Raw genomic sequence first — 13,103 nt, forward strand, 5'->3', positions numbered from 1 at the left:
ACGCCCTTACACTTCCGTTTCAAAAGCGATGCAAAGGTACGGCATTTTTTGAATTCTGCAAACATTTCATGTATTATTTTTCAAGAAAGTTTTTGTCTAATAAAGGAAAGCTCTGATTATCAACAAATAATACAAAAAAGTTTTTTTCTTGCAACTTTCACTTCGTCCAGTCCTTCTAATAGATAAAGCAACCTATTTACGAATCACACGTGCCGGATTCCCGACTGCAACACTGTCGTCGGGAATATCTTTCGTCACAACGCTCCCCGCTCCTATCACACAACGATTACCGATCGTCACACCGGGACAGATAATAGCGCCGCCGCCAATCCAGCAGTCTTCACCAATCGTCACCGGATAAGCATATTCCTTAGAGCCTCTTCTTTCCTGATAATCCATTGGATGATGCGGCGTATAAATTTGCACGCAAGGGCCGACCAGTGTGTGAGCACCAATCGTGATATATCCTCCATCGAGGAAAGTGCAATTGGCATTAACAAACACATGTTCACCCAACTTAATTCCGTCTCCGTGGTCGCAATGGAAAGGCGGGCATATAATAGAAGTTTCAGGAATCCCCGGCACCAACTTTTCCAATAATTCCCTATACCCCGCATCGTATGTACTCATTCCCCGCATACGTGCCAGTAGCTTTTTGGCATGTTCAAAACGTACCTGCAATTCCGGTGCAGACATATCAGCCAACTGGCTACTACGCATCTTCTCAACTTCCGTCATACTTTATACTTCTTTACCGTTAGTAAATACAAACTTCTTTTCATTCGAAAGAGATTCGTTAAACTCAAATCCTTCCCAAGAGAAGCCTTTCAGATCCTCCGGATTTTCAACTCGATTCTTCAGAATGAATCGTGTCATTTCACCACGGGACATTTTGATATATATCACTATTGAAGCCAATTTTCCATTCTTCCAGACCTGAAATTCGGGAGTGATGACACACACCTCTTTTTCTACCCGCTTCCAATCAAACAAACTCCTCATCTCGTCACTGGCCAAATTGCAAAGTATGCCGCCGGCTTTCTTTATATCTTCTATGAACACATCCGTCAGGTGAGACTGCCAATAAGAGAACATCGTCTGATTGCCCAGTTCAGGCAACACTATATCTCCTTCCAACCGATAGGAACGAATGACATCCAAAGGCCTCAACAACCCATAACAAAAGGAAGTCAGCCGCAGGTGTTCCTGTGCATATTCAAATTCTTCTTTCGAGAAATCTTTTGCATTCAGCCGTTTGAACACAATTCCGGAATAAGCCAATAAAGCTGGCAGTTCCGGTGTACCCTCTGCATGAAAAGCCTGATAACGCTTGTAATTTTCCACAGCTATCTTAGCATTCACACGCAACAGACGCTCCAGTTCGTCCACCGAAAACTGTGACATTTGCAAAGCAACCCCGGAAGCTTCTTTTTGAAATCGTGGAACCGTCTTCAAAGGAACTTTTACCTTTGAAGTTTCACTCATAGTCTTGGCACAAGATAGAAGTACTAACATCGCTAAATCTGATTTTATCTTTTCAAGAAACAAAAGTAAATAATAAAAAGCAAAAAAACATTCTACTAGAGATTTTAAATATTACAAGTTGCTGTCATCCGTCACCCAAAGCCTAATAATGCATTGACTATAAACAAGTAAGACTGTGACAGCAAGACGTGATGGCATGGTGACAGCACCATTTTCCGTCACCATGCCGTCACACTTTATCAATGCATCCTTCCGCTATAAGACTTTCATCCCTTCGGATGATGAAATCAAGGAAGCCTTAGTTTAGTTAGTTTCCAGCCACTGAAACTTTAGTTTCTCACTGGTGAAACTTTAGTTTCTCACCGATGAAACTTTAGTTTCACGCCGACGAAACTTTAGTTTCACGCCGACGAAACTCTAGTTTCACAGTGCGGAACTACCAGTAGCAAGGCACATAAAAAAAGAACCCTCTCTTTGAACAAGCCAAAGAAAGAGTTCTTTTTCTTAAATAAACGACTAAAACAGTTTATTTATATTCCTGCCAGCTCTTGATCTGAATATCACCCAATTTCAATTCGCAGAATGCTTCGATAAAGGCACTTGCCAGACGAGCATTTGTAATCAATGGAATGTTGTGATCAATCGCACCGCGACGGATACGATAGCCGTTCGTCAATTCACGCTTACTATGATTCTTCGGAATGTTAACGATCAAATCAAACTTATGGTCAGCAATCATCTTCATCACGTTGTTCTCTGCACCCGGTTTTTCATCCGGCCAATAAACCGGAATTGTGTCTACTCCATGAGCGTTCAGGAAAGCTGCAGTTCCGGCAGTAGCATAAATCTGATATCCCTTAGCAAACAACATACGGCTAGCATCCAGCAAATCCACCTTCGACTTCATGGCACCGGAAGAGAACATAACCGCTTTTTCAGGAATCTTGAATCCGGTAGCAATCATTGAATTCAGTAATGCTTCAGAGAAATCGTCCCCAATACATCCAACTTCACCCGTAGAAGACATATCCACACCCAATACCGGGTCGGCATTGTGCAGACGAGAGAAAGAGAATTGAGAAGCTTTTACACCAATCCAATCGATATCAAACGCAGATTTGTCCGGACGTGAGTACGGAGCATCCAGCATGATACGGGTAGCTGTTTCGATGAAGTTACGTTTCAGAACTTTAGACACAAACGGGAAGCTACGAGAAGCACGCAAGTTACATTCGATAACTTTCACTTCGTTGTTACGAGCCAGGAACTGGATATTGAATGGACCGGAGATATTGAGTTCTTTGGCAATCTGACGACTGATCTTCTTGATACGGCGTGCCGTTGCAAAGTAAATCTTCTGTGCCGGGAATACCAGTGTAGCGTCACCGGAGTGCACACCGGCAAATTCCACGTGTTCGGAAATTGCGTATTCCACCACTTCACCATTCTGGGCAACAGCGTCAAATTCAATTTCTTTTGTATTTTCAAGGAATTGAGAAACAACTACCGGGTATTCTTTAGAAACTTCGGCAGCCATCTTCAGGAAGTTCTCCAATTCTTCATCATCGTAGCAAACATTCATTGCAGCTCCCGAAAGAACATAAGAAGGACGAACCAATACCGGATAGCCTACTTTTTCTACGAATCCTTTCACCTCTTCGAGACTGGTAAGTTCCATCCATGCCGGTTGGTCGATACCTAGTTGGTCGAGCATAGCGGAGAACTTGTTACGGTTTTCAGCACGGTCGATAGAGATCGGAGAAGTACCTAGTACAGGAACCGACTGGCGGTAAAGTTTCATAGCCAGGTTGTTCGGAATCTGTCCACCTACAGAGACAATCACACCGCGAGGTTGTTCCAGATCGATTACGTCGAGTACACGTTCGAACGAAAGTTCGTCGAAGTACAGACGGTCGCACATATCATAGTCAGTAGAAACCGTTTCAGGGTTGTAGTTGATCATGATTGACTTGTAACCCAATTTGCGGGCTGTCTGAACGGCATTTACCGAACACCAGTCAAACTCAACCGAGCTACCGATGCGGTAAGCACCCGAACCCAGTACCACTACTGATTTTTCATTCTTATAATAGTTTACATCATAACCTTCTACTGCATAAGTCATATACAGGTAGTTAGTCAGTTCCGGATGTTCGGAAGCGACGGTATTGATACGTTTCACAGCCGGAAGAATACCCAAAGCTTTTCGATGAGCACGTACAGCCAAGTTTTCTTTCTCCATATTTCCAGTCGGGTTCAAGACGAAGCGGGCAATCTGGAAGTCAGAGAAACCTAAGATCTTCGCTTCACGCATCACGTCAGCCGGAATATCTTCTACCTTATTATAAGCAGACAATTTAGCTTTGTAGTCTACGATATTTTTCAGTTTGCCAAGGAACCAGGGATCGATCTTAGTCAGGTCGTGGATACGTTCGATAGTGTAACCTTCTTCCATGGCCTGTGCGATAGAGAAGATACGTAAGTCAGTCGGACAGGAAAGTTCTTTATCCAAATCGTCAAAGTGCAGCTCGTCGTTACCTACGAAACCGTGCATCCCCTGACCAATCATACGAAGTCCTTTCTGGATGATTTCTTCGAAAGAACGGCCGATAGACATAATTTCACCTACCGACTTCATGCTTGAACCGATCTCACGAGATACACCGGCAAACTTAGTCAAGTCCCAACGAGGAATCTTACAGATGTAATAGTCAAGTTCAGGAGCTGAATATGCTGAATTCGGAGTACCCATTTCACCGATCTGGTCGAGTGTATAGCCGAGTGCTACTTTAGCAGCAACGAATGCCAACGGATAACCGGTAGCTTTAGACGCCAATGCAGAAGAACGGCTCAAACGGGCATTTACTTCAATCACACGGTAGTCGTCCGTATCAGAGTTGAAAGCATACTGAATGTTACACTCACCCACGATACCGAGGTGACGGATACATTTAGTAGAAAGTTCTTTCAACAGAGTCAATTCTTTATCATCCAGTGAACAAGTAGGAGCCACAACGATTGATTCACCGGTATGGATACCCAGCGGGTCAAAGTTTTCCATGCTGGCTACTGTGAAGCAATGGTCGTTAGCGTCACGGATCACTTCAAATTCGATTTCTTTCCAGCCTTTCAAAGATTCTTCTACCAGAATTTGTTTAGAGAAAGCAAAGGAACTTTCAGCCAGTTTCAGGAATTCTTCTTCGTCGGCACAGATACCGCTACCAAGACCACCCAATGCATAAGCAGAACGTACCATGACAGGATAACCTATTCTGCGTGCAGCAGCAATGGCGTCTTCCATGTTTTCTACTGCCTGGCTAACCGGAGTCTTCATATCGATTTCGTTCAGTTTCTTCACGAACAAATCACGGTCTTCTGTATACATGATAGCTTCTACCGATGTACCAAGCACCTTTACTCCGTATTTATCAAGAATACCCTGTGTGTAGAGTTCCGCACCGCAGTTCAATGCAGTCTGTCCGCCGAATGCCAGCAAGATACCATCAGGACATTCTTTCTTGATAATTTCTTCTACAAAATAAGTATTTACGGGAAGGAAATACACTTTATCGGCAATACCTTCAGAAGTCTGAATGGTTGCGATGTTCGGGTTTACCAATACTGAGCTGATACCTTCTTCTTTCAAAGCTTTCAGTGCTTGTGAACCAGAGTAGTCGAACTCTCCGGCTTGTCCGATTTTGAGTGCTCCAGAACCCAAAACGAGAACTTTCTTGATTTCCTTTTCCATTTCTTTTGTTGTTATAATAAGTTGTTATTTCTAAGTTCGTCCATAAAAAAAATGCGTTACCCTCAAAAAAGGATTAACGCATTACCAAAGAACTAAAATATCGTTTTTGGAGAAAAGAGAAGAAGTCTGCCGTTTCCGGGTGCAAAACATCCGAATGTAGATAATACTTACTTCTGATTTCCTGTTGATTCATTGTCGATTTCAAAATTTGTGCAAAGTAACGACATATTTTGCACATGACAAAAAGAAACGTTCACTTTTTTACCGAAATAGTTTACCGCGTCAATGAAACGGTTGTTTTTCCATTGGCTTTTTTAATGAATACTTTCTCGTCATAGTAAGCACAAATCACGAAGTAACTACATTTTGATGTATCTTTCAGTTTTTATCCTTATCTTTGTTGCCATTATATAATAAGGTAATAAAATATGGGAAAAGAAAAAATCATATTGACGGGCGACCGTCCTACCGGAAGACTTCATATCGGTCACTATGTAGGTTCGTTGAAACGCAGAGTTGACCTGCAAAACGCAGGTGATTATAGCAAGATGTTTATCTTCATTGCCGATTCGCAAGCATTGACAGACAATATAGACAATCCGGAAAAGGTGCGTCAGAATGTAATTGAAGTAGCCCTTGACTATCTGGCTTGTGGCATAGATCCGTCTAAAGCTACCATCTTCATACAGTCGCAAATTCCGGAATTATGCGAGCTTAGCTTCTATTATATGGACCTTGTAAGCGTATCCCGCCTGCAACGTAACCCGACTGTGAAATCGGAAATCCAGATGCGTAACTTTGAAGCTAGTATTCCCGTAGGTTTCTTCACTTATCCTATCAGCCAGGCAGCGGACATCACAGCATTCCGTGCAACAACTGTCCCTGTGGGTGAAGACCAGGAACCAATGCTCGAACAGGCTCGTGAAATCGTTCGCCGTTTCAACTATATATATGGTGAGACATTGGTAGAACCGGAAATCCTGTTGCCGGACAATGCAGCCTGCCTGCGTCTTCCGGGAACTGACGGTAAAGCTAAAATGAGTAAATCACTCGGAAACTGTATCTACCTTTCGGAAGAACCGGAAGAAATCCAGAAGAAGATTATGAGTATGTATACCGATCCGGGACATCTCCGTGTACAAGACCCGGGAAAGATTGAAGGTAACACCGTATTCACTTACCTTGACGCTTTCTGCCTTCCCGAACATTTCGAACGCTACTTACCGGATTATCCGAATCTGGCAGAATTGAAAGCACATTATCAACGCGGCGGACTGGGCGACGTAAAAGTGAAACGTTTCCTAAACTCTATTATGCAAGAAATACTCGAACCGATTCGTAATCGTCGTAAAGAGTTCAGCAAAGATATTCCGGCTATCTATGACATGCTTCAGCAAGGATGCGAAGTAGCCAGAGCTGCTGCTGCCGAGACTTTGGCAGATGTGAAAAAAGCAATGAAGATCAATTATTTCGATGACAAGGAGTTAATCGAGGAACAGGTAAAACGTTTCTCACAAGAATAAGGAAGTTTGCATAAAAACGTATCATATAAAGTAAAGGCTGCCTACTCTAAGAAAGAATGGCAGCCTTTATTATAATATACAATTTAAGATTTAGCTAACTTCATCTTCGTCATTCTTGAATAATACATCCTTTAGTTTCTGATAAAGGAATGAAAGTATCAGTAATATCAGTCCGAGAATGATGAACACAATGATTTTACCAATAGTAGGCATTGCCCACAAATCGTCAAATACAAGTTTAAGCAGAACGATTCCGAAAGTCGAAAGGCTTATCATGCGCATGACTTTCTGATGCAAACGCATCCCTAGTCCCATCTGAACAAATCCGGCAATACTTAATGAAAGCGAAAGACCGGCACTGAAATCATCCACTCCTACCTGCCAGAGGAAAGAGCGCACCATTGTCACCCAAAGAAGAGTGACCAGAATATTGAGATAAATAGTGAAACGACTCTTGATGCCGATTAATAGATAGTATTGGCGTGCCACATAGTATATATTCGCTATTACAAATGCTGCCGTGAACCATCGCAGTACAACAGGCACAAAAGCCATGTTCTCCCATTGGTCTCCCCATATATTTATGATGTATACAAGCGAATTTACCCCAATAGCCAGCATATAGAAAGTCAGATATCGGGTGATCGGGAATCTTTTTCTGAAAGCATAACAAACACTCGAAATGGCAATGGCAGTAAACAAGAACATTGCTCCGCTCCTCGTAGCTCCCTCAAAATGCAGGTGGAACTCCATCATAAATGTATAATAGAGTATAGCTACAGAGACAAAAAGCATGAAAGGATTCCAGAAACCATATTTCAGTTGACGGGCTGTAGAGAAGAATGAGCTATAATGTCCCATCAACAAAGCAAATGCTCCGGTAGCCAGCCCTACAAACAAAGAGGTGGCAAATGAACTGTTCAGGAAAATAGTGCCGACAACATGATGTTCATACATTACTACATTATATATATCCATCAGGTAAGAAATAAAGGTGAGTCCCACCAGTATCTTTGCCGCATATTCATATACCCGGATTCTCGACTTGATATAAAGCCATAACAATAACACCATTTCTGACGCCCAAACTAATGTTATATAATTTCCATCCAACTGAATCGGGACGGTAATAGAGACAAATGTCAACACAAGTCCCAAAGTGGTATACACCAAGAATTTATAGTCCTTCCGGCTCTTCCATAACCAAAGCACCAGCCCTAAATTAACAAGAGCGATAAACAGGCTCAACAAACCGCTTGCTTTGAAAGACCATCCCATATTCCGCAAGAACAAAGCTCCCGAAAGCAAATAAATAAAATTATTCGTTATAATGACGAATACCAGTCCCCGACTCATTGTTCGCATATCTTCCCCACGAAGAATGGAGAACACCGGAAGCAGAAAGATAAAATAAAACAGAGTGGTAAACAAAAACAAGTGCCCCGAAATAACTGTAGAACTGGAGGTATAGCTAAATAAAAGAAAGATTCCCATTATCAGCCAGGTAAAGACAAATGAGATAATCGGAAGCTCACCCCACTTCTTATAAATGGAAAGTCCGAACATACCGAGATTCAGGATACTTACATAAGTGAACAGTACCAGATAACTTCCCTCTCCACTGCTTACGATGAAAGGTGCAAGAAATCCTCCGACAAGTGAAATGATAGCCAGTTCACGCCGATTGTACACCACAGACAGAACAGACATAAATACAGTGACGCCTATCAGAATGATAAACGCCATAGTCTGCGAGAAGATATGATAATAATGGAATGCAATGGCAACCGTAAGATAGAATACAGCAAAAGCGCCACCCGCAAGTAGCGAGCTAAATGTACGATATTTCTTTTGCAACCGTTCGGCAACGGCCAGCAATACAGCTCCCGTCAGGAAACCAAGTACGGTACGGAAAGTCTCATTGATCCAATTCTTATCAATAGCATACTTCACAAAGAAACCTACACCGATGACGAATATAAGGATACCGATCTTTCCGAAGAGATTCTCACCGATGAACCTCTCGTAATTCACTTGCTTCTTTTGTCTTGAAACAGCCGGAGCAACCGGGATAACCGGAACAGTCGGAGATTTAGCAGATTCTTTTCGAACAGCCTCAATACAAACTTCTTCCAGTTCTGTTTCAACCGTCTTTTCTTGTGTCTCTCCCAGTGTCTCACGTACTGTTTCAACAACCGATTCTTGTTTTTCCGGAACAACTTTCCCTTGTTGTGCAGCCTTTATTACCGTAACATGCTCTGTCATTTGAGAGATCAAAGGGACATCTTCTGTTTCTTTTACAACTATTTCCTCTTTAGGTTTATGCTCTTCAGTAGCAGCCTTTTGCTGAAGTTTGAGATAATCGTCCATTCGTTTCTTTATCTCATTCAATTCTCTCTCTACTTTCCCGAAGCGATTATCCAACCTACTCAATAGCACAAATAGCATAACTAAAACAAGTAGCGCATATACAGTATTAAAATCGTCCATAATATTCCAGATTTGAGTTCGATATCACAAATATAGATAATAATTAATAGTCTCAATCAATTGTTATTAAATTATTTGGATTATCGCAACAATGTAAGTTTACATCAATTACACAAATCAGACTACAGATCTCAAAGTCTGAAGATAGCAATCGCCCTTTACCTTTATCCCAGGCCCCCGATGAATAAAGAGTTGGCGGGTGAATGGCGACTCTTACACCAGCTTTTTCACTTTGCTTTGCATGCAATATCATTATAGCTAATCAGAATATCATTATAGCTAACAGGAATATGCTAATAGCAAAAACAAATATGCTAATAGATTATTTTTTTCATTGGGATGATTAAAAAAAACATTGCAGTGTTTTCTCCAATTAATACAAGGATTTTAGAAAACACTGTAATGACATTTTTTCGATATGTAATGTGATGAATACAGTAATGAAAAGGACTTCCTTCACCCGCAAACAGTGTATTCATCGGGAGTTCAGAAGAAAGGTGAAGGGGATGGGAAAATTACAACTCGCATTCACATTCTCTACCAAACTAATAAAAAGGCAGCTGAAAGCGAAAATACCTTATTTCAGGATTCGCTTTCAGCCGCCTTCTCTCTTTCAGCAGGCGATCACAAAGAATCGCCGGATACTGAAATTATATGATTACTGTGCTGATTCGACCAATACTACACGGTTCAGAATCGGTTGACCGAATTTGTCAACACCACCACCGGCTGCAACTTTCAATCTATCGGCAGAGATGCCATACTTTTTAACGAGCAGGTCTTTAACAACTTGCGCACGTTCCAAGCTCAACTTCTGGTTGAAAGCCGGAGTACCTGTTGCAGAGTCTGCATATCCGTTGATTGTGTATGTAGCATTCGGAGTATCTTTTATCTTGCTGGCAAGATATGACAAGTTCATTTCTTCCTGCGGAGATAATTTATCAGAACCAATCTTGAAGAATACAGTACGCGGAGCAATGTTAGTATCTGTTATAACAACTTCTTCAGTATCTTCTACTTCAACCGGTTGTTGTGCATTTGCCAACTGCTGTTGTAATTGCATATTAGCTGCTGCCATTGCATTCATCTGATTACGCATCTGGTTCAATTCGAGTTCAGAGATAATCTGTGGAACCGGACGTTGGAATCCGCGAGTTGGGAAATAATAAGTTACACCAATAGTAGCACCTAAGATACCATCGTAATCAGGTTTACTTCCGTGTTCGCCGTCAAACTTGCCTTCCAGACCTGTTGCACTCAATTCCAAGTTCAAGTCAACAGCATTCGACAAACGGAAGCGGTTGATAATACCTGCATTGAAAGTAGCGGAGTTAGTGTGAGGACGAGAATAAGCATGAGCCCAACCAGCACCAATATAAGGGATAATTTCATATACACGGTTCGGATTGTATCCACCGAAAAGTGCGTTCAGGTTAATCATCAAATCACCATGCAAGTTCATGTAGTCCCATCTTTGTTTGTAAGAGCCATCTTCTCTCGGACCGCCAACCACATAATTAGCAGTTTCGCTGGTGGTGAATCCTTTGGCCTGTAGACCGCTGTACTGCAAACGCAATCCAAATCCCGGAGTTACCCATTTACCAACAGACACGTTGAATGTAGGAGCGACACGATCTCTGAACTTACCGATATGGTCATTGTTTCCATACAATACCTGAGCACCTCCTCCTACAGAGAAGAACCAGTTACTCCAGAAAGGATTAGTTATTACTTGATATTTATCTTGCACCTGAATCACTTCGTATTCAGTTACAGTCATTGTCTGCTGCGCAGAAGCGACAGACGCAACGCCGGCAAATGCCAGCAACATCAGAATCTTTTTCATATACCTAATAGTTAAGTGGTTATTTAAATCTTTTTCTTTGTTGAACTATTTAAATAACACGAACTGGACTAAAAGGTTTTAGGAAAAGATGAATTTATTTGTTTTATTTGAATAATCTTTCGATGTCCTCCTCCTTAATAGTTGTCAAAACGATTTTCCCGTCGGGTGTGTAATTCGGTGAGGGACAGGCAAAAAGGTTGTCTACAAGGCTTACCATTTCTTCATTACTCAACACCTGTCCGTAGACAATAGCCGCTGCCCGCGCCAATGTAATTGCCAGAATACTTTGAATCTCTTCTTTAACGTCACTTCCTTTTTCCATCGCTGTATGTAGCATATTACGCACCAGCTCGACCGGATTCAGTCCTTCAATACCCGAAGGAATACCATTAATGGCATAACTACCGCCTCCCAGATTGCTCAAGTCGAAGCCGACTGCCGACAAATCATCCATAATACTTTGAAGAACAGCAGCTTCCGAAGCCGGTAATTGTAATATTTCCGGAAAAAGAACGCCCTGCGATACTCCCTGTTTCTGCTGTATCTGTATCATATAGCGATCAAAAAGCACCCGTATGTGTGCCCGGTGTTGGTCGATTAACATTAAACCGGATTTAACTGAAGTCAGAATAAACCGCCCTTTGAACTGTAAATGCTGATTCCCCTTTTCCATCACCGGTTCATTGGCATACAAAGTAGAAGAAGCAGCGGATGTCATCGTCTCTATCTTTTCTTCCACAAAGGCCGATTCGCCTCCAATAGAAGAATCCGCCCAATCCATTTCGGGTTCCGGCTGCGGATTATTCATCTTACTGGCTTTTGTCAGCCCTCCGTACAAATCCTCCCATTCTACTTTCGAACGGCTATACGATCCGCCGCCACCGGTAGAGACTTTAAACGGATTATATTCTGTATTATAATGTACCTTCGGAGGTTCGGAAGATATCTTTTCCTCAAATGCCGGAATGTCAGGCATATCCTCCGTATCAAAATCAATGGAAGGGATAGCACTGAACTTACCCAACGATTCCTTAACGGATGCTGAAAGTATCTGCCAGATGGCCTGCTCATTCTCAAACTTGATTTCGGTCTTTGTCGGATGAATATTTACGTCAATATTGGCCGGATCCACATCAAAATAGATAAAATAAGAAATCTGTTCGCCGACGGGAATCAACTGCTCATAAGCCTCCATGACTGCCTTATGGAAATAAGGATGGCGCATATAGCGTCCGTTGACAAAGAAATACTGATGGGCTCCTTTCTTACGGGCAGTCTCCGGTTTGGCTACGTATCCGGAGATTTTCACCATGGTAGTGTTCACGTCTATATTCAGTAATTGCTGGTTGAGCTTCTTACCGAAAATAGCAAGAATACGCTGACGCAACTGTGATACCGGAAGATTGAAAAGTTCCGAATCATTACTATAAAGCGAAAAGGCAACTTCCGGATGCACCAAAGCGATACGCTCAAATTCGGCAAGGATGTTACTCAATTCAGTAGAATTAGCCTTTAGAAATTTACGACGGGCAGGCACATTAAAGAACAGGTTCTTTACAGAGAAGTTGCTTCCTTTAGAACAGGATATAGCCTCCTGACTCTCCACTTGAGAACCTGCAATCACCAGCTTCGTTCCCAGTTCTTCCGATTCCGGGCGCGTCTTTAGTTCTACCTGCGCCACTGCTGCGATGGATGCCAATGCTTCTCCGCGAAATCCCATGGTACGCAAAGCAAACAAGTCCGCAGCTTCCCGTATCTTGGAAGTAGCATGCCGCTCAAAAGAGAGACGGGCATCCGTTTCGGACATTCCTTTTCCATCGTCAATCACCTGAATACAGGTTTTACCCGCATCAGTCACTAACACATGTATATTTTGCGCATCTGCATCAATCGCATTCTCCACTAGCTCCTTGATAACAGATGCCGGACGTTGTATTACTTCACCGGCAGCAATCTGGTTAGCTACCGAATCAGGTAACAAATGAATGATATCGCTCATACTTCGTAAATT

The 13,103-nt window shown here is 42.3% G+C and carries 8 protein-coding genes; 2 read left to right on the top strand and 6 right to left on the bottom strand.

Annotation, left to right across the window (positions count from 1 at the left end):
• Window positions 1–192: 192 nt before the first annotated feature.
• Both AAHJ11_RS07595 and yaaA read right to left on the bottom strand, forming a co-directional pair.
• Window positions 193–738, bottom strand: coding sequence for a sugar O-acetyltransferase (locus AAHJ11_RS07595; protein ID WP_148366579.1), 546 nt, complete (start codon window positions 736–738; stop codon window positions 193–195).
• Between the two features lie 3 nt (window positions 739–741).
• Window positions 742–1,515 carry a peroxide stress protein YaaA gene (gene yaaA, locus AAHJ11_RS07600; RefSeq protein WP_413579259.1) on the bottom strand — a complete coding sequence of 258 codons (774 nt, stop codon included), beginning with the start codon at window positions 1,513–1,515 and terminating at the stop codon, window positions 742–744.
• 145 nt (window positions 1,516–1,660) lie between these two features.
• On the opposite strand from yaaA, the gene AAHJ11_RS07605 reads away from it, so the two are divergent.
• Window positions 1,661–1,792 (top strand): hypothetical protein, encoded by a 132-nt coding sequence (locus AAHJ11_RS07605; RefSeq protein ID WP_255518787.1) that lies wholly within the window; start codon window positions 1,661–1,663, stop codon window positions 1,790–1,792.
• A gap of 219 nt (window positions 1,793–2,011) precedes the next feature.
• Here the strand turns inward: AAHJ11_RS07605 and carB are convergent, their stop codons facing one another.
• Window positions 2,012–5,233: a carbamoyl-phosphate synthase (glutamine-hydrolyzing) large subunit gene (gene carB / locus AAHJ11_RS07610; protein ID WP_320974971.1), complete on the bottom strand. Its 3,222-nt coding sequence runs from the start codon at window positions 5,231–5,233 to the stop codon at window positions 2,012–2,014.
• 428 nt (window positions 5,234–5,661) lie between these two features.
• On the opposite strand from carB, the gene trpS reads away from it, so the two are divergent.
• Window positions 5,662–6,756 (top strand): tryptophan--tRNA ligase, encoded by a 1,095-nt coding sequence (gene trpS / locus AAHJ11_RS07615; protein WP_004297181.1) that lies wholly within the window; start codon window positions 5,662–5,664, stop codon window positions 6,754–6,756.
• A 90-nt stretch (window positions 6,757–6,846) separates the two neighbouring features.
• Here the strand turns inward: trpS and AAHJ11_RS07620 are convergent, their stop codons facing one another.
• From AAHJ11_RS07620 to mutL, 3 genes are all read right to left on the bottom strand, one after another.
• Window positions 6,847–9,246 (bottom strand): DUF2339 domain-containing protein, encoded by a 2,400-nt coding sequence (locus tag AAHJ11_RS07620; RefSeq protein ID WP_217721413.1) that lies wholly within the window; start codon window positions 9,244–9,246, stop codon window positions 6,847–6,849.
• Between the two features lie 658 nt (window positions 9,247–9,904).
• The gene (locus tag AAHJ11_RS07625) at window positions 9,905–11,092 is read right to left on the bottom strand and encodes an OmpA family protein (RefSeq protein WP_148366583.1); all 1,188 of its coding nucleotides are present in this window, start codon (window positions 11,090–11,092) and stop codon (window positions 9,905–9,907) included.
• 103 nt (window positions 11,093–11,195) lie between these two features.
• Entirely contained in the window at window positions 11,196–13,091 is a 1,896-nt protein-coding gene (gene mutL / locus AAHJ11_RS07630) for a DNA mismatch repair endonuclease MutL (RefSeq protein WP_148366584.1), read from the bottom strand.
• Window positions 13,092–13,103: the final 12 nt, after the last annotated feature.

The sequence above is a fragment of the Bacteroides sp. 90-K9/2 genome (assembly GCF_047310725.1).
Lineage (GTDB): Bacteria > Bacteroidota > Bacteroidia > Bacteroidales > Bacteroidaceae > Bacteroides > Bacteroides vicugnae.

Coding starts and splice junctions, on each gene's coding strand:
- AAHJ11_RS07595 (WP_148366579.1), bottom strand. CDS start 738: ATGACGGAAGTTGAGAAGATGCGTAGTAGCCAGTTGGCTGATATGTCT.
- yaaA (WP_413579259.1), bottom strand. CDS start 1,515: ATGTTAGTACTTCTATCTTGTGCCAAGACTATGAGTGAAACTTCAAAG.
- carB (WP_320974971.1), bottom strand. CDS start 5,233: ATGGAAAAGGAAATCAAGAAAGTTCTCGTTTTGGGTTCTGGAGCACTC.
- trpS (WP_004297181.1), top strand. CDS start 5,662: ATGGGAAAAGAAAAAATCATATTGACGGGCGACCGTCCTACCGGAAGA.
- AAHJ11_RS07620 (WP_217721413.1), bottom strand. CDS start 9,246: ATGGACGATTTTAATACTGTATATGCGCTACTTGTTTTAGTTATGCTA.
- AAHJ11_RS07625 (WP_148366583.1), bottom strand. CDS start 11,092: ATGAAAAAGATTCTGATGTTGCTGGCATTTGCCGGCGTTGCGTCTGTC.
- mutL (WP_148366584.1), bottom strand. CDS start 13,091: ATGAGCGATATCATTCATTTGTTACCTGATTCGGTAGCTAACCAGATT.